Origin of the sequence: Aliidiomarina halalkaliphila, assembly GCF_007096385.1 — a bacterium.
Classification (GTDB): Bacteria; Pseudomonadota; Gammaproteobacteria; order Enterobacterales; family Alteromonadaceae; genus Aliidiomarina; species Aliidiomarina halalkaliphila.
Genome location: NZ_VJWL01000002.1, coordinates 323,464 through 346,592, shown reverse-complemented (window position 1 = coordinate 346,592; position 23,129 = coordinate 323,464). Strand labels below are relative to the sequence as shown.

The following is a 23,129-nucleotide window of genomic DNA, read 5'->3' as shown; positions in this document are numbered from 1 at the left end:
GATGTTGCCCCAAGAAATTATCAAAGCCAAACGCGACGGCAAAACTCTGAGCGCGGAGCAAATTCAGTTTTTCGTGAAAGGTATTACTGGCGGTGGCGTAACCGAAGGCCAAATCGCCGCGTTTGCCATGGCTGTGTATTTTAACGGGATGGCCATGCCTGAGCGAGTCGCGCTCACCGAAGCCATGATGAACTCGGGTAGTGTGTTGAACTGGGACCATTTCAATCTGCAAGGCCCCATTGTCGACAAGCACTCAACCGGCGGTGTCAGTGATTCCGTCAGTCTGATGCTAGGCCCTATGGTTGCCGCCTGCGGTGGTTATGTGCCCATGATCGCCGGGCGCGGTTTGGGTCACACCGGAGGCACCTTAGATAAATTCGAGAGCATCCCTGGTTACAACATTCAACCAGATCAAGATGATTTTCAACGTATCGTAAAAGAAATCGGTGTCGCGATTATCGGTCAAACAGCCCATATTGCCCCGGCTGACAAACGCTTCTACTCCATTCGCGATGTGACCGCCACAGTCGATTCCATACCCTTGATCACCGCCTCTATTTTATCGAAAAAACTGTCCGCTGGATTGGAAGCCTTAGTGATGGACGTGAAAACCGGCAACGGCGCTTTTATGACGGATCTGGATAAATCCCGAGCCCTCGCGAGCAGTATTGTCGAAGTGGCCAATGGTGCGGGTGTAAATACCAGTGCATTAATTACCGATATGAACCAAGCACTCGGCGACACCGCAGGGAACGCCACGGAAATGCGCGAAGCGGTGGAATACCTGATTGGTAAGCGCCGTAATCCGCGCCTACATGAAGTCACCATGGCCCTGTGCGCACAAATGCTGCTCCGGAGTGGCCTGGCTCAGAGCAAGGACGAAGCCGATGGCAAACTTCAAGATGCATTGAATTCAGGCCGGGCGGCGGAAATTTTCGGTAAAATGGTCCATGCTTTAGGTGGGCCAGCGGATTTTGTCGAAAGTTACGAACGCTACCTACCGAAGGCGCCAGTGATCGTTCCTGTCTTTGCTGATACGCCCGGATATGTGAGCCACGTAGCCACCCGTGAACTTGGCTTAGTGGTTGTGAGTCTCGGTGGCGGACGCACGAATCCAAGCGACAGCATTGATCATGCCGTTGGATTAAGTGATATCGCGCCCATCGGTAGCTTTGTGGACCACGACCGTCCACTGGCGATGATTCATGCGCGCGACGAAGCCGCCGCCGCGATGGCATCCGTTGAATTGAAGGCATCGATTGGCATGAGCGAATCTTTGCCTCAGCTCGACCCTGTGGTTTATGAGATACTAACGAAAGACAGTATCTAGGAGTACGCAAGATGGCACGTGCGATCATTTTAATGATGGATTCATTCGGCGTTGGTGCTTCTGCCGACGCCGCAGACTTTGGTGATGTTGGGGCCAATACCTTTGGCCACATCGCCGAAGCCTGCGCTAAGGGTGAAGCCGATGAAGGTCGTTCTGGGCCCCTTTCTCTCCCCAACTTAGAAAAGCTAGGTTTAGGATTATTGGCCGAAGAAAGCGGCGGCGAACGCCCACCTGGAATGAATTTTAACGGCCCCGCAGACGCACTTTATGGTTACGCCCAAGAGCTCAGCCGAGGGAAAGACACCCCCAGCGGACATTGGGAAATCGCCGGCGTACCCGTGCTATTCGACTGGCATTACTTCCCGCAAGAAATCCCGACATTTCCCGCCGATTTAATCGATGAACTGATTGCCGAAGGGGATCTCCCTGGTATTTTAGGGAACTGCCATGCGTCCGGCACAGAAATTATCGCACGTTTGGGTTCAGAGCACATGGCCACCGGGAAACCTATTGTATACACCTCGGCAGACTCGGTACTGCAAATTGCCGCACATGAAGAAAGCTTTGGGTTAGAGCGCCTGCTTGCTCTCTCGGAACTTGCTCGTAAAAAGCTCGACAGCCACGGTTTGCGAGTTGGTCGAGTGATTGCGCGCCCATTTCTCGGAGATAGCCCCGACACCTTTAAACGAACGGGTAACCGTCGGGATTATTCGGTATTACCCCCTGCGCCCACCGTGTTAGATAAACTCAAAGAAGCCGGTGGTGAAGTCATTAGTATCGGAAAAATTGCCGATATCTATGCCCAACAGGGCATTACGCAGCAAGTAAAGGCAAGTGGCAACGACGCCTTATTTGATGCCACTTTAGCGGCCCTCGATAGCGCTCCAGATCGCAGCGTAATTTTTCCGAACTTCGTTGATTTTGACATGGAATATGGCCATCGTCGCAATGTGGCCGGTTATGCGCGCGCACTCGAGGCCTTTGATCAGCGCTTGCCGGAACTCCTTGCCAAATTGAAAGACGGTGATCGGGTGTTTATTACTGCTGACCATGGCTGTGACCCAACCTGGCCAGGTACCGACCACACCCGAGAATACGTGCCGGTGATTTGTTTTGGCCCGGGCATCAAAGGGGGCAACATTGGTCGTCGAGAATCCTTTGCGGATATTGGTCAAAGCATTGCCCAACACCTCAAATTACCACCCACGGAATACGGTAAATCGTTTCTTTAAATAAAAACGGTGGCTATCTGCCACCGTTTTTTAATCAATGAACCTATCACTTATTGTTCATCGGCATCCTTGTGATAGCGCTTAAACCACGCCAAGGCATACTCCACTTTCGCAATCATCCGTGATGGCCGGCTCGAAACCCCATGGAAGGCGCCAGGTACTCGAACCATCGCGGACTCTACATTAACTAACTGCAATGCTTGATAAAGCTGCTCGGTATCTGAGATCGGTGTACGTCGATCCTCTTCACCGGTAAATATCAACGTAGGCGTGGTGACGTTATCCATTAAGGAAAGCGGCGAACGTTGCCAGTAATGCTCATGCGCTTCCCATGGCAATCCCGGGAACTGATTTGGGATCTGCGACAGATACGAATCAGCAGTGAGCACTTTACTCACCCAATTCACCACAGGATTGGTGGCCACTGCAGCATTAAAGCGATCGGTCAAACCAATGGCATAAGCTGTGGCGATACCACCCGCCGACCCGCCGGTAATAAACAAGTTGTTCGCATCAACAAAGCCCTTGTCGATCAACGCATCAATACCCGACATATGGTCGGCAAAATCGTAAGGCGATGAATAGTTGTACTGTAACAACAGTGCGAAGTCTTCCCCGTAGGAGGTGCTGCCGCGGTAATTGTTATAGAACACGATGTAGCCTTCCGCCGCGTAGCGTTGTAGTTCGGCTGCGAAATAAGGACCATAAGCCAAATGCGGACCACCATGAATCTCGATCAGCAGTGGATATTGCTTATCTGGATCGAAGTTAGGTGGCGTAATATACCAGCCGTGAATTTCCTGCTCGTCGTGGCTCGAACGATAGGTAAACTCATGCACTTCTCCGAGATCCCGTTGGCTCAAGAGGGTATCACTGAGTTTTGTCAGCACACGATGATTGTTACCTTGCCAAACGCCAACTTCGCCCATGCGATAAGCGGTGCCGTGGGTAAATGCAACAACGCCATTTTGCGACGAACTAAACATGCCTCCGAGGTACGGACGCCCATTGCTTCCGGTACCGACGCTATCAAGAAGATCCGTGTGACGACCACCCCGCACCGAAATGCGTGCAAGCTTTAACTTGCCGCGATCGGCATATTGAAATACCAGAGTGTTGTTGTTTAACCAATCTGGGGATTCTACGGAACGATCTAAATCAGAGAGTAATTCAGTGACCTGTTTATTGCGCCAATCCATGACCTGCAACTTCGCATTGCGGTATCCCACGCGCTCATTATGGCCATGCAAGAAGGCGAGATAACGACCATCGGGCGAGAAAACAGGATGGTACTGACGCCCCGGCTGATCCGTCAGCGCTGTGAGTTCCTTGCTATCAATATTGACTTGATACAAATTGGCTTCGAGAGTTTGAAACTCCCAGTCGTCTCGGCGGTTGGCTGAGAACACAATGTTTTCACTGTCTGGCGTCCAGGCTAACTCACCACCGTGATTGTAATCACCCGATGTGAGTTGGCGCTCACTGCCACCACCTGCTGGAACAATAAAAAGATGACGATAGGCACTTTCAAGAATGCCGCGTCCATCTTGTTGATAATAAGCACGCTCAATCACTACGGGGGTGTCCGCCCATTGGGCTCCATCAGGTCGATTGGGGCGGTGTACGCTGCGGACAAACTCTGTGGCACCCGCAGGCACTTCCATGCTGAACGCCAACCATTGCCCATTCGGTGACCACGTTACATTGCTCACGCCACGACGTACATCCGTGACACGGGCACTGGTATGTTCATCAATCCAGTGCACATGTACTTGCTGAGAACCGGAACGATTGGAAACAAAGGCAACCCGATTATTATCAGGCGCCCAACGCGGGCTTGAGTAACTGTATTCGTCTGAAAACAGTGGGATATGCTCACCAGTGCTCAAATCAATCATCCACAAACTACGACGCGTGCTATCGGTCATAATGTCGTTACTGTGACGCACGTAAATCACCCGTTTGCCATCCGGCGATACCTGCACATCATTGGCGTATTCAAGGGCAAAAATATCTTCGGCACTAAAATGACGGTCCGTGTTCGCGTCGACAGAAAAACTCAACATGCTGAGCAACAACGCGATAACTAACCCTAATCCGATACGAGAATTCATCTACTGTTCTCCTTTAGTTGAAAACGCCGCTCAACCAAGCGCTCACGTCGTTAATTTGTGGGCCGCACACTTGATGCGCCATAGGATAGGTTTGATATGTCACCTGATACCCTTTGTTTTCTAACCACTTGCGGGCATGCTCGCCCAATTGCACTGGTACCACAGGATCTTGATTACCGTGTTGCACCAGAAATGGTGTTTCTTTGTTTATTTCATTCGGGTTAACCGATTCATGGGTCGCCAAATAAGTTGATAAACACATCACACCCGCTAACTTGTATGGCGCCGTCAGTGCCGCTTCATAAGCCACTGCACCACCTTGAGAGAATCCAGCAAGGACAATTCGTTCCGCGGGGATACCGCGCTCCATTTCACGCTCGATCAGCGCAAGCGCGTGCGCCGCCGATTGACGCAACTGGGTTTCATCAACACTGCGGGCGATACTCATCTCTAAAATATCGTACCAAGCAGGCATCGTCATACCACCATTGATGGTGACCGGTATTTTCGGTGCATGGGGAAAAACAAATCGCGTATGTACGCCTTGGGGTAACTGGATATGGGGAACAATAGGCTCAAAATCATGGCCATCGGCTCCTAAGCCATGTAACCAAATTACTGCCGCGTTTGCAGGTTCTTGCGGCTCCACCTCTACACAAGGCAACACTGTCATTCGATTTTCCTTTTTAACTACGATGTTATTTTTACGATTCGTCTTTTAGGGATGTAGGAATTTCTAAATTCGGATTCGTTAAGGTTTTATGTACGGGGCATTTATTTGCTATCTCAAGCAAACGTACTCGCTGCTCCTCACTTAAATCACCTTCGAGAGTGATCACCCGACTTAAATATTCAGCCCCATGCTCACCTTTTGTGTGTTCAAGCTCAACCACAACGCGTTCTAAGGGCCATTCTTTGCGTTTTGCGTACATGCGCAGAGTCATAGACGTACATGCCCCCAATCCCGCCAATACCATTTCCATCGGTGCCGGCCCCTCATCAGCCCCCCCAAGCTGTTCCGGCTCATCAGCCAACCAGCGGTGGTTATAGGTGGTTACCTGATTGGTAAAGGGTGCCATTTTCTCTTCAACACGAACACATCCCAGCTTCACTTCATGACTCATTAGATTATTGCTCCTGTACCTTCAGTGCATAGCTTGCTCAAAACTACCCGACCCTCTCTTCGGTTGCAAAGGCGAAGGTAAAAAATTTCATGTGAGGTCTTGAAACCCATTGCGATGACCACACATAGAAATTGTAGGCAGCGGGTCTCAAAGAGAGCGCTTCCCCTACACAGTCTAACTTTATGTCATCGCTCAAAAGAGGATACACGACTATGAACACAATTGATCTTACACCCTTATATCGCAGCAGCATTGGCTTCGACCGTTTAGCATCGATGCTCGACAATGCCCTTCGCGGAGACACCGGCACCGGTGGTTATCCTCCGTACAATATTGAAGCCACAGGCGAGAACCGTTACAGCATTACCATAGCGGTAGCCGGCTTCACCGAAGATGATTTAGATATTCAGATTGAACGCGGTGTGCTTACCGTGCGCGGTAAGAAATCCGACGACGAGAAAGACCGCAATTACCTGTACCAAGGAATTGCAGCGCGCTCTTTTGAACGCAAATTTAACTTAGCGGAGCACGTAGAAGTCGTTGATGCGGAATTAAGCAATGGCCTATTGAACATTCAATTGGTGAAAGAAATTCCAGAAGCCATGAAGCCGCGTTCTATCGAAATTAAACGTGGTACTGCGCTAGAGCACAAGAAGTAACCCGCGCTCTAGCTCTGTATAGAGGCCTCATGTACAGGCCTTAAGTAAACGAAAGGCGCCATGAAGGCGCCTTTCTTTATAGACAAGAATTAGTGCTGGCGAGAATAAATTTTCACCCATTCTGTGAGCATTCGCACACCGTAGCCAGTGGCGCCTTCAGGATGAATACCCGATGCACTATCAATGAGGGCACTCCCCGCCATATCGATGTGTACCCATGGCGTATCGCCGGCAAAGTGCCGCAGGAAAATGGCACCCGCTTGAGCCCCTGGCGACCCCGTGTTTTTCATATCGGCAATGCGCGAACGAACCACATCTTCGTAGCCATCAAGGGGTAACTGCCACACCCGCTCACGAGTCAACTCGCCCGCTTCACGCAAGGTTGCAAGAATATCGTCATGGTCACTGAATATTGCAGAGTACTGTGTACCCAAAGCACCTACTTTTGCACCCGTAAGGGTAGCAATATCAGCAATCACACGGGCATCAAGATGCTCCCGTGCGTACCAGATTCCATCGGCGAGAATAAGTCGCCCTTCCGCATCCGTGTTGGCCACTTCAATGGTGGTTCCATCGCCCGCAACGACTACATCACCCGGCAAGGTGGCTTCACCAGAAATCATATTCAACGATAGCGGCACTACCCCAACCACATTCACTGGCGCTTGCTGACCGGCAAGGGCTTTTACCGCACCCACAACTGCAGCGCCACCGGCTTTATCCGTTTGCATGCGCAAAATAGAGGCTGCATTCGTTTTTAAGTTATACCCGCCGGTATCGAAAGTATTGCCCTTGCCCACTAACGCGATCGGGCGCTCATCATCACTGTTCTTGTAATGCGCCACCAGCAGGTGAGATTTATGCTGACTGCCTTCACTCACACTTAGTAACGACCCCATACCCAGCTCACGAATTTGTTCGCGATCAAGAATAGTGACAACGACACCTAAGGGTTCAAGCTGCTGACGCGCATATTCTGCGAAGGCCGCTGGATAACCATCACTGCCGGGTAGGTTAGTAAGCTCTCGCGCAATAAACACACCTTGAGCCAATGCATTCAGCTGATTGTAGGCACGCTCAGCCGCTGATGCGTTGGAGACAACCCATTGATAGCGCTGCCCTGGGCGTTCTGCGGGTTCGCTTTTATAACGGTCGAAACGGTAACTACGTAGCTCCACACCGTGCGCAATAGCCGATACCACATCCGCATTCACGCCAGGATTGGTGACCAAACGGCTATCAATCACGATAGATTCGGCTTTGCTCCCCTGAATGTGCGCCGCCAGCGCAGCCCCCATTTCTTCTGCCACATAACGGGGCAAGTCTGCAGGGTTACCCACGCCAAGAAGAACTAAGCGCGCGAACATTAGATCGGCAGGTGCAAGAATCTCCACCCGCTGTTGCGCTTTCCCTTCAAAGTCAGCGGCTGCCATCGCCCGCTTCACATGATCTGTCGTTGCATCACTCCAACCCGACACACGCACACCACCCGCGTCTTCTGGCACTAATACCACAAGCACATCCCCTTCATTCACGCTCTGTTGTGTAAATGAAGTTGCCGTATGCAAGTAACTTGCAGACGCGACAACGGTAGTGAGTAATAAACCTAACGTGAGGCTCAACAAACCCAATGCCCAACCACGAAACCTTTTCATACATTCCTCTCTATTGCGATAAAGATAGCTACCTGAACCTACGATTCGACAAATACCCGTTTAGATCAAGTCGGATTCTAGAAAATGCACCATTTTCAGGACCAACCACATGAATTCCCGAAGATTTGCGAGATTATCGTCTAGACTTACCTATTGAAAAAGGAAACGAGGTTCTGTAGTATTCGCGCCGCTTACGTGTGTAAGTATCTTTTTTGAGAGAGAAATGAATATTAACTACGGATGCTTAGATTCGGAACCTCCGAGTTGTAGCTTAAACATAAACCGCCGGACGTTAACCGGTTTGTAAGCGTACCGAACTCTCCTCCCCTAGCCACTTCGGCAATCCGGGTGGTCCTCGGCGCGATTCAAGCTGCTGAGTGACTGGCCAAAAATAATCAATAGCCCAATATGGCTGTACAAGTGCCCCAGCACCGAGTTTGCTCGTGCCAAAGGCTTGTCGTTGAGCTATTCATCATTTCTGGTTTTTTCACCTATCGTTCGGCATTCAGCAAAAAGGAATGCTGCGATGTTGAGAAACACAATGAAAAAACTACCGTTAACCAGTGCGTTACTGGCCCTTGCTTTTACCTCAAGCACTGCTTTCGCTAACGGCGGCCACTTTCTTGTGGACGATGCCACCATTACTGATCCTGGTACCTGCCAATTAGAAACCTGGACCAGTCGCGTTAGCGGTGAATCGGTTTGGATTCTGCAACCTGCGTGTAGCACCCAAGGTGGCTGGGAATTCGCGGTTCCATTGGTTTACTCATGGAGCGATAGCGAGGTTACTGAAGTGGGCCTCGAAGCCAAAACTATCGTTTCAGAAGACGTCTATGGTGGAGCACTCGCGTTCACTGTTGGTCTCGTGATGGACACCGTCGACGATGAGTTTGCCGGTGGTTTTGTGAATATCCCCTATTCTCGCGAGTTGAATGCCTACTGGACGTTACACCTCAATGCGGGCACAGAATACGACCGTATCGGCAAATACTGGAATGCGTTGTGGGGTGTTGCTACCACCTATGCGTTAACACAACATATCGACGTGATCATGGAAGTTGCCGGTGTGGGCTCGGATGATCCCATTTTTGGATTTGGGGCCCGTTATCAGTTTGATCGGTTTGATTTGGATTTAGGGATCGCGCGCGACACGCAGGTGAACGATACCATTTACACCATTGGCTTGAATGTGGCGTTTTGATTGCGCTAAACGAATAGTAGGGAGTCATAGGCTATGACCAGAGAAGAGTTACAAAACAAAATTCACGCGCAGTTGGCCACCTTTGATGCCAATGATTGGCTGTATCTAGTGCGCGAGCAGCAAGCGGCCGATATTGCTGACGAATTGCAACAAATGGATGCAGACGACGTGCACCAATTGCTCGTTGCCCTGCCCGATGCTGAGCTAGCCGACTTATTTGGGTACTTCACCCATGCCCAGCAAGACACCTTGTTGGAGTTGTTTAGCACCAGCGATAAAGCACGTTTGCTCACAGAGATGGCACACGATGAACGGGTAGATATTTTTAATCGCTTGTCAGAAAACGTACAGAATAAGATTCTTCCAAAACTCGCAAAAAAGGAGCAGGAGGATATTCTCCGCCTTGCGGCGTACGAAGAAGGCACCACCGGTGCGTTGGCGACATCCGCTTATGTGGCGATTCGCGCCCACATGTCTGTCGCTGAAGCCATTCGCTATGTGCGTACCCATGCAGCCGGTATGGAAACCATTTATCAGCTGTATATTATCGACAATAAACAACGGTTGTTGGGCACCTTGTCGCTGCGTGAACTGATGACCAGCGACGATGACGCATTGATTTCAGAGATCATGAATACCGAGTTGGTATTTATTAATGCCATGGAACCGCGTCAATCAGCTGCCGACATGATTCGTCGTTACGACCTGCTCGCGTTACCTGTCATTAATGGCGGCGACCGCCTGATTGGTATCGTAACCGTCGATGACGCCATGGACGTTGATGTTGAAGAAAGTACCGAGGATTTCCATAAAGGGGGTGGTACTTTAGCGCTAAAGGACGTGTCTTTGCGCGAAGCCAGCACCTGGACCATGTTTATGAAACGAGCGCCTTGGCTGCTCGTACTCGTATTCGCCAATATGTTCTCCGGTGAGGTTTTGGAAGCGTACGAAGATACCATTATTACTTATGTTGCCTTGGTGTTCTTCTTGCCGCTGCTGGTGGATAGCGGTGGTAATGCCGGTTCTCAGTCGGCAACCTTGATGGTCCGAGCACTTGCCACCGGCGACTTGCACATGAAGGATTGGTTTAAAACCTTAGGTCGTGAGTTCTGGGTAGCTTTGCTTCTGGGTATTGCTATGTCTGTCGCCGTATTTGGCTTAGGCGTCTACCGGGGTGGTATGGAGATTGCGATGGTTGTTTCCATTTCGATGGTCGTTGTAGTTATTTCCGGCAGTATGATCGGTATGTCGTTACCTTTCTTACTGAGTAAGCTCAAGCTCGACCCGGCAACTGCAAGTGCGCCGTTGATTACCTCGATTGCGGACTTTGTTGGTGTACTTTTGTACTTCTACATTGCTGTTAAAATGCTAGGAATGCCGGACCTCGGATAAGTCCATATGCAAAAAATATGGTAAGGTTTACGACTAAGCCGGGCTGTGGCCCTCCCACAGCTCGGCTTTTTCATAAATCTTTTAGGTGAGATGGATAACAACCATGACCATATTGCGTACTTCATTGAAAACCATGGTATCGGCCACAGCAGTAATGCTTGTGTCATTACTCATGGTCACCGTCGCTAGCGCAGAGCAGCGACCTATTACTCCAGAAGATATTTGGGCGGTAGACCGCCCGTCTGCTCCAGTGATGTCACCCGATGGCACTCGGGCCATTATCGGCCTTACCTCCTTTAGCATGGAGACAGATCGCGGCACTACATCACTCTATATGCTGAATCTCGACGATAACAGCATCACACCATTGACCCGTCCGCGCAGTGGCAGTGATAGCAGCCCTGTGTGGAGCCCCGACGGCAAGACGGTCGCTTTTGTGTCTCGTCGCGGTGCGAACAGTAACCAAATTTTCCTGATGCGCACCGATGGTGGCGAACCTATTCAGCTCACCGACTTACCTATTGGTGTATCGGCACCGAAGTGGATGCCGGACGGTGAACACTTAGTATTTATGGCACAGGTGCCTAGCGATTTTAATGGCGATTTTGAGGCCCTCAAAAAACAACAGGAAGAAGACAATAAATCCAAAGTATCGGCCTTTGTGACTGAAAATCGACTGTACCGCCATTGGGATCGGTTCTTGCCGCAAGACACCTACCCTCGCTTATTTAAGGTAAACACAGACAGCAAGGAGGTGAGTGAACTCACGCCAGGTTGGGCACGTTTCTTTAATATCGGAGGTGGAGTCAGTTACGATATTTCGCCCGATGGGTCGCTGATTGCCCTCACAGCCAATACTACAGAAGCACCGTATGATTCACTCAAAGCCGATGTGCTCTTACTGAAAACTGATGGTTCGGGGGATTACACCAATATCACCACAGAAAACACCGGGCGCAGCGTCAATCCTATTTTCAGTAATAATGGCGAATACGTGTTATATGGGCGAAGCATACGTACCGACTTCTATGCCGACCAACTTAATTTAGTGCGCTATAACGTACGTACCAGCAACGAACGTGTACTGACCGAAAACTTCGATAATACACCGAGCAATTGGCAGTATAGCCGCGATGGCAATCGGATTTTCTTCGAAGCCGGTGACCGCGCGATGACATCCATTTTTTCCATCCCTGCCAGCGGTGGCGATGTGCGTGAAATATTGCGTGGCGGCACTAATAATGGTGCGGCAGAAACCGCCGATGGTCGCTTGGTGTTTGTGCATCATGCTCTCAGCTTTATGCCTGAGCTTTTCGCGGTGTCGAGCGATGGCGGTAATAAATCCCAGCTATCCAACTTCAATACTGCGCTGCAAGAACAAATCGCCTGGGGCCGTGTTGAAAATGTCACCTATGTAGGCGCTAACGGTGCTCCGGTACAGATGTTCGTGATCTACCCGCCTGATTTCGATGAGAGCCAAACCTACCCGGTATTGAACCTCTTACACGGCGGCCCTCACGGCTTTTTCGGTGACACCTTCCACTACCGTTGGAATGCGCAAGTATTCAGTGCGCCTGGCTATATTACAATCATGCCGAACTTCCACGGTTCTACCAGCTTTGGTCAAGATTTCGCAATCTCTATTCATGGTGAGCATCCCACGCTGCCCTATATCGATTCTGAGAAAGCCATTGAGTACATGTTAGAAAAACCCTACGTGGATGGCGACCGTTTAGCAGCGGCAGGCGGCAGCTATGGTGGTTACTTAGTCAGTTGGATTGCTGGGCAAACAGACCGCTACGCTGCGTTAATTAACCATGCAGGCGTCTATAACCTCATGGGGCAATTCGCATCCGACACCACCGCTCACCGCGCCTATGCCTACGGCGGTGCGCCTTGGGATGGCCTTGACCACATGCTGCAGTGGAGTCCCGCAATGAATGCGGCGAATTTCAAAACGCCCATGCTTGTGATCCACGGCGAGCTCGACTACCGCGTGCCGGTCACGCAAGGATTTGAAGTGTATGGGGTATACAAAGGCATGGGCTTAGATGCGCGCTTGGTATACTTCCCAGATGAGAATCATTGGATTCTCAAACCAAACAACTCAGTATTTTGGTTTAGCGAGTTTCATGGTTGGCTGGATCGTTATCTAGGCGCCGGCGCTCAGTAATTAGTTGACTACCTAGCTCACAGCGCACTGATTCGTGCCGTGAGCTAGGTGTCCACTTCATCACGCAGCAACGTGCGCTGCATTGGCTTCGCAAATAAATATCCTTGAAACAAATCACATCCTTGCTGCTTCAAGATCTCGTATTCTTCTTCGCTTTCCACGCCTTCAGCAACGATTTGCAGATCTAAACTATGCCCCAAAGAAATAATACTACGGGTAAGCTTTTGGTGAATGTGATTGCTATCGAGTTTCTGCACGAAGCTTTGGTCAATTTTTAGTTGGTCAATGGGCAAGCGTTGTAAGTAGCTTAAGCTCGAGTAGCCGGTACCAAAATCATCGAGAGCAAAGCGTACGCCTTTGGCGCGCAATACATCCATTTTATCAATGGCCGCTTCGGTATCTCCGAGTAACATCGACTCCGTAATTTCCAACACAAGCAATTTAGGATCTGCACCGGTTTCCAACAAAATCTGGATTACCTGATCCACAAAGGATTCGCCTCGCAGTTGTTTTACGCTCACATTGATAGCGATCGTCCAGTATTTGCGAACGGGATGACTTGACCATTCGACAATTTGCGCACACGCAGTACGAACCACCCACTCACCCATCTTCAAAATATCCGCTGACTCTTCAGCAATGGGAATAAATATTCCGGGCGACACCATGCCCCGAGTTGGATGGTGCCATCGGGCTAAGCCCTCTACACCTACAATTTTGCGCTCAGCATTCACTTTTGGCTGATAATAGAGCTCAAATTCGTTTTGTGCTAAGCCACGATGTAAATCACGTTGCAGCTCAAGTCGGTTATTTAAACGTGCCTGCAAGTTCTGATCGAAGAACACCACCGTATTTCGCCCGGCGTCTTTGGCCTCATACATGGCCTGATCTGCTTGTTGCAACACCTGCTCTACAGAGGTATCCCCTTGTCCGAGCACTGTGACACCAATACTTGCCGTGAGTAAGTACGTATCGCCTTTGAGGGTAATCGGCTTGTTTATCTCTTCAACAATTCGCTTAACTAACTCATTGGTATAGCGAATAGCGGTCTCTTCATCCTCATCCATACCACTGGTGAGTACAACAAATTCATCGCCCGAAATACGCGCAACTGTGTCGTCTTCCCGAACCAGGGATTGCAAGCGCTGGCCTATCGTACGTAACGTTCGGTCGCCCTCTTCCTGGCCTAAGTTATCGTTCAGTAACTTGAAATTATCGAGATCGATACTGAGTACCGCAGCTCGCTGCATCGAATCACGATTGCGCCGAATGGTATCGAGCAAACGCTTATGTAACAGCGTTCTATTGGGTAAATGGGTGAGCGCATCGTAATGAGCCAGAGAGTCAATTTGCTCCTGTGCTCGGTGTTGATCGGTCACGTCCATCATTACACCGTGCCAGACACGACCAACGCCATCATGCTCGCCTGGTTGTGATTGAATACTGAGCCAACGCGTACGGCTGTTAATAATAAAGCGTCCCGCCCAGTTAAAGCTGACATGGTTTTCCACCGCAGCCGACTCAGTGGCAAAAAAGTCGTCTAGGTCCTCCGGATGCATACGCTCCATGACTGCCGATAGTGCGTCTGCTAGCGGTACCGTCGACTTCAATCCAAACACATCTCGGGCACGCTGACTGAGATATACAAATTCGTGGTCACCATCGTCGCGGATGCGCAATTGATAAACACCCACCGGCAGCATGGTGGTTAAACGACTATAACGTTCCAACGAATTCATTAATGCCTGCTGACGCTGTTGAATCTCCGTATCGGAGCTTTTCAACAGTTCTTGTGCTCGACGATAAGAAAAATAAAGCGCGACTGCGCTCGCAAGAATGATTAAGGCGAGTATCAGCATGCGTTGCAGCCAATCGCGAACCATGTGCGATCGCGGTCGCAACACCACTACCGTAAGATCGAGTTCTGGAACTTTTTTCACCATGGCGTGATTCGCGATCGTATTACCCGCCCGCCCTGGTCGTTGATACAGATAGTGACCATCGGGCCGCCGTATTAGCTCCCGTAATGCCAAACTAATCTGATGGCTATAAATTCGCTCTAACCGGTCATCACTCTCAGGTGTGGGGTAAATAAAATTAACGTACCCATCCGGTCGGATCAGCGCAATTTCAATACCCTCGGTAACCGTCCCTGGGGTCCATGGTGTATGCCGTGCATTAACGCGCAAACCGGCCGTCATAAAGCCCATGAGTTCGCCCGAAGCATTAAAGAGTGGTGTTCGGATGGGAATAGCCCACTCTTCAAGCATAGGTGTGAAGTATGGGCGCGACATGGAAAACCGAGGTTGTCGCAGCAATCGTTGAAAGTCGCTTGCGGCACCTTCAATATCGAGCAGGTTGAGGCCTTGCGCTCGGCCATCACCAAAACTTGTGGCAAGGAACAAGCCATTGCGATCTACAAATCCTAAACCCAGCAGATCTTGCTGCCGCTCCGCTACTCGCTCTAAGTATTCATTGGCTGCCTCAGGATTATTGAATACATCGCGATAGAGCACTTCTTGACCCACACTTTGCAGAAAAAGCTCATTCAGCGACATGTGATTTTCTACCCCGCGGCCCATAAAATCTGCCAAGGTTTCCATCTCTTTTTGATGCATGTCGACCGTGCGAAACCAGATAATGGCAGAGGAAACAAATGCCACCGTGACGAGCAGCCACACGGACACATTGACGAATGCACGGAGCGATGCGGCGTGCGTACGAAAAGATCGGCGCTGATGAGGTTTACGAGCAGCAACTGTAGGTCTTCGAGATTCGCTGCTTCGCGGATGTACAGGTTCCAAAATATATGAGCTCTACACAGCTGAAAGCGGTTGCTTCAATCTAGCGACTATCTCCCCAGAACGCAATGTATTCACTATGATCAGAATTGGCCAATTATTACTCAGGCCATACCTCCTTTGCATGATTACCGCCCTTTTCCTCTGGACATCACCCGTCTAATTCCCTAAAATCCACGCCTGCTCTTTTGAGCACAATATTTGCGCCCGTAGCTCAGCTGGATAGAGCGCTGCCCTCCGGAGGCAGAGGTCAGAGGTTCGAATCCTCTCGGGCGCGCCATCTATAGAAAGACATCCCGCGATAGTAACTACTTACCTATTTTTCTTTGTGTCCATCCTGTGACCATTTTGTGCCCATGATTTTTGAGGGCGATAGGTATGGTGATGGGTTTTGACCTGTGGCTGCAAAAATTTAGCAGTTCTGACAAAAGCTGAGTTTCAATGTCGAAGTGTTTTAGTATTGAAACTTAGGGGTTGAAGCATCTATATCTAGAGCCCTATGCAGCATCTTGTGAACTTTAAAATGACTTGCCCTTTTTATATCACCTTTACTAACACTAGCTTGATCAATATGAGACCAAGAAAAAGTGTCCAATGAACTTAGTTTCACACCAATCACACCAATGCGATACAGAGACTGCAAGATTGTGTAAATAACATCAGACTCTCTTGTTCCCTTACCCTCCATATAACTCAGTACAGCAGAGCAACAAGGATCAGCTAATGACATGTCGCTAATAAGAAAGGCGATATCCGAAAGCCGCTCTGAGGAAATGGCCGACTTCGTAAACTTTGGTTGCACACCACGAATTAATTCCACCGTATGTTCAAACGATGGATACATTTCCCCCCATTCTTCTTGAAGAGACTTGAGTCTTTTAAGAGAGTACTGTGCATCTGCAGCGCTTAAAATCCGCCAAGACACGCATTGTCCCTCCGGAACTAGGTTAAATGTCTCATTTACAAACTGTAGAATATCTCTTGGACGATACAAAGTTCGTTCAAGCATAAAATCTATTGCGAGCTGTCCTCCGCCCTTTTTTTCCTTTGGGAAAATCATGTCAAGCTCTATGGAGTCCTTCGTGTACTGACTTTTAAAAACCTCGTTAACTCTGAGCGAGATCATTTTTTTCAACTCGGCGGTACTCCATTTGAGCTCCAACATATAAGCTTCATATTTTTCTTCCTGAAAACCCGAGTCTCTAGTTTGATCGTAAACTAACTCTAAAAGATCCTTTCTAAGAGCAGCAATTATTTTAACAGTTTTAATTTTTCGGAATGTTTTTATCTCTTCAATCAGCGCTCTTATAAACCTACATCTAGTTGATGTGTTAGCCCAATTTTCGTCTAAGTGATCGATCAGAATATAGAATTTTTTCTGCGGATCGTCGAAAGCGTATTCGCCGAGCAAATCTAGAACTTCATTTAATTTCTTTATTTGCAATCCACTTACGACTTGGCTTGCTCGCTGCTTTATCTCCACCCTTTCTTGCTCAGTTAGGTTTTTAATCCCTTCTGTGTTTAACCCAACCCCCGAATACTCAAAACCAATTGTAGCTCTTGTTTCTTTTTCAAGGCGTGATGTTATCTCCTTCATATGCTCATCAGTGTTTAGCCAAAATTTGTCACCCCATTCATTGAAGTACTCAATCGATTTCTTGCGTGCTTTATCTTTTCTCAACCATGAAAAAACTCCTTCTATAAACCTTTTACCTTCTTCTTCGTTTCTAATCTCGTAGCGCAACTTCAAAATTTCAACAACAAGTAGATGCCGCCAAAGTAATCGATAGAACAAATCTAGTTTTATATTTAATGCGTCAAAGAATCTAATTATGTCCGAGTATTCAAGAAACCTTATCGATACATCATTCGGATCCAGTCGCATACAGCTGCTAACTGAGGTCTCAATTTTGTGAATTAAAGCGCTTTTCCCAGAGCCTGTTCTCCCTAATATGATTGCTCTTGGGTTTTCGACGTCTAACAGTTGTTCTAAGTCTCCTTTATCCACAAAGCACTTGTCTAAGAAATCGGTATCTGTTTCCGCATCCAGTGCGCCTACCTTTGAGTTTCTTGTAATTGTTATCTTTTTTTCAGTCATAAAACCATTCCTTGTAAAACATTACTAGGGTAATTTCCGCTACCTTAAACAGTAAAAAATTTGGGTGCAATTTGGTCTAAATGCTGCTTCATTTTTTCCCAATTTGGCATAACCTGCCCCATCAGTCGATAAAATCGTTCGCTATGGTTGTGCTCGGCGATATGGCAGAGTTCATGCAGAATCACGTAGTCAATACAATCGCGGGGGGCTTTTACGAGTAAGGGGTTGAGGGTAATTCGTCCATTGGGCGAGCAGCTGCCCCATTGGGTTTGCATGGTAAGTACACGTATAGGTGGTCGTTTATCTACCCACAGCGCTTGCTCAAGAACGGCGTCCAGACGTTTTTGAAATACTTCCTTGGCGCGAGCTTTATACCACTCGTCTAAAGCCAACTTGACACGCTCTCGCTCACCCGCACGAATGCTGACACGCAACTGACCTCGCAAAAGCTTCGTGCTTCGCGGAGCATCAGGATTCACTTCCACTTTCAAAACGTACTGTTTGCCCAGGTAATAATGACTTTCACCGCTTACATATTTACGAGGGGTGATGTGCTCAAGCTGTTGTTGAAACTCGCGAAGCTGCTCGTATATCCAGCGCCCTCGTTTCTTAACCGCGAAAAGTACGTCTTTATCAGAAGCTGAAGCCGGCGCTGCCACATGGACAGTACAGTCTGGTTTGACTTTGATAATTACTTTATGGCCACGGCTTTTTGTTGCCGTGCGGCTGAAGGGTATCCAGTCATCGCCATAGTAAAAGCCTTGGATTGGGACATTCATTGCTATGCGCCCAACCGGCCAACACGAACAATTTGAACTACGGATTCAACAATACGCTTGGCCTGATCAATGCCGCCACCTAGACTCTTGCACTCGGCAAAGATGAGCGGGAGTAATCGCTTTCGAATATCCGCTTCAATGTTCCGCGGATTAATAGAGTTCTCTGCAACGGACTGACTGACAATTTCATCCACCTTAAAAGCCAGGCTTGTCCATTTCTCCTGGGACTGCTCATCCATTAATGCAAATTCTTCGGGCAGATTTTGTTTAAACACGCCATAGTAGCCTTGAGCGTGTTTATTGCTCTCAAACACATCCGGTATATCGTCAAGACGACGCTCTTTCACCTGCTCTTCAAACTCATGGAACAACATGTACTGTTTGAGTGGATGGTCAAAGAGCTTCTCTGCCTCTTGAATGGCTTGGCGCAACAATTTAGAGAAAGCTTCTTGTGTGTAGGGGTCGTCACGAAGTTCTTGCTCTATTGTTTTGGTAATACGGGTCTTAATTTTGTCGGTTTCGTTGCGCGTCTTCTCTTCAGTCCATTCCTCGGGCTTTTGTTGGCCCATTTTACCAACTTCATATAGCCCCTCGGACTCGCGCACACCAACACCGGCTACATGTTTATCCAGCAGTTTTTTCACATCCGCAGTGTATTTGTCATAACTGATCCGTTCTCCGGAGTCCTGCTGCACGACCTGACGAAGGCTTGTAAGCTGCTTCACTGTCTCTTTGTATTGCGCCCGATCTTTGTCGGTAAAACTCTTATCATCAAAGAATGTTTTTGATTGCAGAGCAACTTTCAGGCAACTTGCAAACTCGGTCAGTGCCTCATAAAAATCTTCACGAACTTTCAGGTTCACATCAACAAACTCGTCGCCACGCTCTTCCATTCGGGGAACCAGAACATGCCTCAATGCTTCGATATCAGACTTATTTTTTACCCCGTCAAAGATACTCCACAAGCGTTTATATAGCTGCGGCAGGCGTTTATATTCAGTACTCATCTGCTGGTACAGGCCTTCAAGGTCGTTTATGTCGTATCCGCCTTGGGTACGTGAAGCTAAATCCTGATAATCCTGAATGGTGGTATCGAGCTCAGATAGAATGCCGCGATAATCAATCAACAAACCGAATTTCTTATCTGGGTGCAGCCGGTTCACCCGCGCAATGGCTTGGATAAGGTTGTGGCCTTTTAAGGGTTTGTCGATATAAAGCACGGTATTGCGGGGCTCGTCAAAGCCGGTTAGCAGCTTGTCCACCACAATCAAAAGCTTAAGCTCTGGATCACTGGCAAAGCGTTCAATCAGCTGCTTCGTGTAGGTTTGCTCCTCAACGCTACCGACGTGTTGCTTCCACCACTTGCTCACTTCCGGCATGGTGGCTTCATCCACAGACGTATTGCCCTCCCGCGTGTCGGGCGAACTCATCACCACGGCCGATTCAATCAGCCCAATTTCATCTAAGAAGCGTTTGTATTTAATTGCCGACGCTTTGCTGTCACAGCAAAGCTGGCCCTTGAGGCCTTCTTGAATGTTTTTATCGAAGTGGTGGGCAATGTCATAAGCAATCAAACGAATCCGGTCATCGGCGCCGTATACCTGACCTCGCTTCGCAAACTTCTTCTTAAGGTCCGTTTTCTGCTCATCACTCAAGCCTTCGGTAATACGCTCAAACCAGGCATCGATAGCCCGCTCATTCACTTCTAAATCGGGTACTCGTTCTTCATAGAGAAGTGGGGTAACTGTCTTATCTTCAACCGCCCGTTGCATGGTATAAGCATGCACAATAGGCCCAAATTTATTTGTCGTTTTATCGTCTTTTAGCAGCGGAGTACCTGTAAATGCGACAAACGCGGCTTTGGGGAGCGCTTGCTCCATACGAATACTGTTTTCGCCGCCTTGGCTTCGGTGACCTTCATCAATCAACACGATAATATCGGCACTTGGGTTGTAGCACTCTTTTAGCTTGGTCGCCGAGTTAAATTTTTGAATAAGCGTAAAGACAATACGCTCATTGCCTTTACCAATTTGCTGAGCCAAGCGCCTTCCCGACGTTGCCATGGCTGATTCACGGTCTTTTTTGCTGGCAAGCTCACCACCAGAGGCGAAGGTTTTAGAAAGTTGGTTTTCTAAATCGACGCGGTCGGTCACCACTATCACGCGACACTGTTTAAGCTTGTCGTGAAGGATAAGGGTCTTGGATAAAAACACCATGGTTAGCGACTTGCCTGAGCCGGTGGTATGCCATATAACGCCACCCTCGCGGCCGCCATCTTTGTCACGTTTTTGAATGCGATCAATCAAGCGCTTGACGCCGAAGACCTGTTGATAGCGACCTACAATCTTGCCGATTTTTTTATCGAAAATGGTGAAGAATCGCACCATATCAAACAAGCGATCTTTTGAAAGCAAGCTAATCAGCAACTTATCTTGGCCACTGACCATCAGCTCCCCACCAGCTAATAGATTTTCATACCAAGTTAAATCATTTGGATGACGGTGTGCCAAAAGGTGAGCGACTTCAGCTTCTGAGCGTTTCTTATTTTTAAGCGTCAGCATTTCAGCATCGCTTAGTTCTTCTTCCCGCCAAGCCGCCCAAAACTTCTCTGGGGTTTCAACGGTGCCGTAACGACCATCACCGCCGTTAATCGAAAGCAATAATTGTGTGTATGCAAACAAATGTGGGATTTCATCGGACCGCTGATTGCGAAGACTTTGAGATATCCCTTCAACCACCGTTGGACCTTTTTGTGCGTTACCGTCTGGGCGTTTAGCCTCAATCACGACCAGAGGTAAGCCATTCACAAAACAAACTAAATCGGGCCGGCGATTATCAAGACCATTGGCGCGAGTGACTGAAAATTCCTCGGTGAACTGGAATACGTTATTGTCGAGGTTGTGCCAGTCAATAAGCTGAATAGTTGGGCTGACTTTTTTGCCATCAACGAACTCGGTCACGGACATACCGTATAGCAAGTGGTTGTAGATTTGTTCGTTGGCGTGGCGAAGCCCTTCGTTCAGCGCAGGACTGCATAGATGTGAGATGATGTTATCAACAGAGTTATTTGAAAGCGGGTACGTGGTGCCGCCATGGACAAAGGTTCGCTTTGTAAGTACATCACGCAGCACCGACTGCAGCACAACTTGATCCTGCTTTCCTCGTCTGAGTGCTAGGGCATCAACTGGAGAGATAAACTCCCACCCCAAATTCGCCAACAGTGCCATCGCTGGAATTTTGGCAGCGTATTCTTCCTGAAATTTTGGGGAATATTCCATTCTTGAAAACTCCGTATACGTTTCCCTAGCGATAGCGCAAAAAACCCTAAACTGGTGTCATGAACACTGAATCACTAGCTTCCCTTTGCGAGATCTCGTATTCCCGGCATTGTGGGTCCATTTTCGGTGACGAGTAGTCCAGTTTCACTTCGACTAAATAGCGCTTGTAGTATTATTTCTCGCGCTCTTTCATCGCTTTGTGTTTCATTGATTAAAGATAGGTAAAGGTATGTTAATTGATGTCTTTCTTCCGCATCTCTCATCAAGTGAAAGGAACTAAACGCCATTCGAGAAGTAACCCTTACTCCGTATGCGAAAATGGCCGCCAGACTACCAAAAAGCACTACCCCTTGGAGTGAAGCTAATGACAACGGCGTTTCACCTTTTTCCATCCACAAACTTAAAATCGAATAAACACCATATAAACCCAGCCCTATTAAAACGAGCAATATTATTGTAAATATTATACCCTGATTGCGAAATTTCTTGCCTGCATCGGACCAGTATTTAGCTGGTTCTTCAAGTCTTAGCTGATCTGCGTGAACTTTTCTTAGATCTTTAAATTCATTATCCCAATATTCTTTTTGACTAACAAACTCCTCCTTTTCGTTCTTTCTTAATTTTTCGCTCAGTACTTTCTGTGCTCTATAACGTCGGATTTGCTTTCTCTTCGAGTTTTCACTCCATTTCCGACTATCATCCTTTAACTGTTCGATATCAGAAAACAATTCATCTCGAGCTCTCTGCAGATCATTTCTAAGCTTGGATAACGAAATTTTTTCGCCTCTTTTTCGGCTTAAGTGCTCATCAGAGGCATCAAAAAACTCATAGGCCGCAAAAACTCCAACTAATACGGATTTTTGTTGAATATTACTTACATTTTTCCCTATAGCGTAGGCAAAAAACGCTGCTGCCGCCTCACCCCCATGCTCTTGTGCGCACCTAATATAAGCAGATATATAAGAATGAGTTCTAGATAGCCAATACTGCTGAATGTTTCGGAGGTGTTTCTGTGTAAGACTCTGAATCATCGAATTTAATTCATCAGGATCAATGTTCCGACTGTTTGAGGATATTTCAGATATAGCAGTATAAAAACTTTTTAGATGCTGAGCGCCGTCAATGAATCTCAAAATATCGGTATTGCTTGGGAATAGCTTTTTTGCCTCCTGCCAGAATTCTATTTCATTACGAATGAAATCTTTCAGTCCTTTCAGGCTAGTAAACGGAAAGTCCTCCCCGCTGGCATCTTTTATCGAGTAACTAATGCTATCGGCCATGATTTTCGATTTC

At 48.3% G+C, this 23,129-nt stretch carries 15 protein-coding genes and 1 tRNA gene; 7 read left to right on the top strand and 9 right to left on the bottom strand.

Going from position 1 to position 23,129, the window contains the following annotated elements; translation table 11 throughout:
* Window position 1: 1 nt before the first annotated feature.
* On the top strand, window positions 2-1,330 hold the full coding sequence (gene deoA, locus FM042_RS08135) for a thymidine phosphorylase (protein ID WP_143235926.1): 1,329 nt from the start codon (window positions 2-4) through the stop codon (window positions 1,328-1,330).
* An 11-nt stretch (window positions 1,331-1,341) separates the two neighbouring features.
* Window positions 1,342-2,562 (top strand): phosphopentomutase, encoded by a 1,221-nt coding sequence (locus FM042_RS08130; RefSeq protein WP_143235925.1) that lies wholly within the window; start codon window positions 1,342-1,344, stop codon window positions 2,560-2,562.
* A 50-nt stretch (window positions 2,563-2,612) separates the two neighbouring features.
* Here FM042_RS08130 and FM042_RS08125 read toward each other — a convergent pair whose 3' ends face one another.
* The 3 genes from FM042_RS08125 to FM042_RS08115 are packed head-to-tail and all read right to left on the bottom strand — an operon-like array spanning window position 2,613 to window position 5,800.
* Window positions 2,613-4,676 carry a S9 family peptidase gene (locus FM042_RS08125; protein WP_143235924.1) on the bottom strand — a complete coding sequence of 688 codons (2,064 nt, stop codon included), beginning with the start codon at window positions 4,674-4,676 and terminating at the stop codon, window positions 2,613-2,615.
* Window positions 4,677-4,689: 13 nt separating this feature from the next.
* Window positions 4,690-5,349, bottom strand: a complete 660-nt coding sequence (locus FM042_RS08120) for an alpha/beta hydrolase (protein WP_143235923.1) — start codon at window positions 5,347-5,349, stop codon at window positions 4,690-4,692.
* A 31-nt stretch (window positions 5,350-5,380) separates the two neighbouring features.
* On the bottom strand, window positions 5,381-5,800 hold the full coding sequence (locus FM042_RS08115) for an OsmC family protein (RefSeq protein WP_143235922.1): 420 nt from the start codon (window positions 5,798-5,800) through the stop codon (window positions 5,381-5,383).
* 212 nt (window positions 5,801-6,012) lie between these two features.
* Between FM042_RS08115 and FM042_RS08110 the strand changes: the two genes are divergently transcribed.
* Window positions 6,013-6,459 carry an Hsp20 family protein gene (locus tag FM042_RS08110; RefSeq protein WP_143235921.1) on the top strand — a complete coding sequence of 149 codons (447 nt, stop codon included), beginning with the start codon at window positions 6,013-6,015 and terminating at the stop codon, window positions 6,457-6,459.
* An 89-nt stretch (window positions 6,460-6,548) separates the two neighbouring features.
* On the opposite strand, the gene FM042_RS08105 is transcribed toward FM042_RS08110, so the two are convergent.
* The gene (locus tag FM042_RS08105; RefSeq protein ID WP_143235920.1) at window positions 6,549-8,114 is read right to left on the bottom strand and encodes a leucyl aminopeptidase family protein; all 1,566 of its coding nucleotides are present in this window, start codon (window positions 8,112-8,114) and stop codon (window positions 6,549-6,551) included.
* 526 nt (window positions 8,115-8,640) lie between these two features.
* Between FM042_RS08105 and FM042_RS08100 the strand changes: the two genes are divergently transcribed.
* The 3 genes from FM042_RS08100 to FM042_RS08090 all read left to right on the top strand — a co-directional run bounded on the left by FM042_RS08100 (window position 8,641) and on the right by FM042_RS08090 (window position 12,880).
* Window positions 8,641-9,315 (top strand): hypothetical protein, encoded by a 675-nt coding sequence (locus tag FM042_RS08100; protein ID WP_143235919.1) that lies wholly within the window; start codon window positions 8,641-8,643, stop codon window positions 9,313-9,315.
* A gap of 33 nt (window positions 9,316-9,348) precedes the next feature.
* Complete coding sequence (gene mgtE, locus FM042_RS08095; protein WP_143235918.1) at window positions 9,349-10,707, top strand: magnesium transporter; 1,359 nt, start codon at window positions 9,349-9,351, stop codon at window positions 10,705-10,707.
* 103 nt (window positions 10,708-10,810) lie between these two features.
* The gene (locus FM042_RS08090) at window positions 10,811-12,880 is read left to right on the top strand and encodes a S9 family peptidase (RefSeq protein ID WP_143235917.1); all 2,070 of its coding nucleotides are present in this window, start codon (window positions 10,811-10,813) and stop codon (window positions 12,878-12,880) included.
* Between the two features lie 44 nt (window positions 12,881-12,924).
* On the opposite strand, the gene FM042_RS08085 is transcribed toward FM042_RS08090, so the two are convergent.
* A complete protein-coding gene (locus FM042_RS08085) occupies window positions 12,925-15,567 on the bottom strand; it encodes a bifunctional diguanylate cyclase/phosphodiesterase (protein ID WP_221931512.1) in 2,643 nt (880 codons plus the stop codon).
* 317 nt (window positions 15,568-15,884) lie between these two features.
* On the opposite strand from FM042_RS08085, the gene FM042_RS08080 reads away from it, so the two are divergent.
* Window positions 15,885-15,961 (top strand) — tRNA-Arg (locus tag FM042_RS08080).
* A gap of 174 nt (window positions 15,962-16,135) precedes the next feature.
* Here FM042_RS08080 and FM042_RS08075 read toward each other — a convergent pair.
* The 4 genes from FM042_RS08075 to FM042_RS08060 form a co-directional block, all read right to left on the bottom strand.
* A complete protein-coding gene (locus FM042_RS08075) occupies window positions 16,136-17,779 on the bottom strand; it encodes a P-loop ATPase, Sll1717 family (protein WP_143235915.1) in 1,644 nt (547 codons plus the stop codon).
* Window positions 17,780-17,823: 44 nt separating this feature from the next.
* Complete coding sequence (locus FM042_RS08070) at window positions 17,824-18,558, bottom strand: M48 family metallopeptidase (RefSeq protein ID WP_143235914.1); 735 nt, start codon at window positions 18,556-18,558, stop codon at window positions 17,824-17,826.
* 2 nt (window positions 18,559-18,560) lie between these two features.
* Complete coding sequence (locus FM042_RS08065) at window positions 18,561-21,836, bottom strand: type I restriction endonuclease subunit R (protein WP_143235913.1); 3,276 nt, start codon at window positions 21,834-21,836, stop codon at window positions 18,561-18,563.
* A 74-nt stretch (window positions 21,837-21,910) separates the two neighbouring features.
* A complete protein-coding gene (locus FM042_RS08060) occupies window positions 21,911-23,116 on the bottom strand; it encodes a DUF6161 domain-containing protein (protein ID WP_143235912.1) in 1,206 nt (401 codons plus the stop codon).
* Window positions 23,117-23,129: the final 13 nt, after the last annotated feature.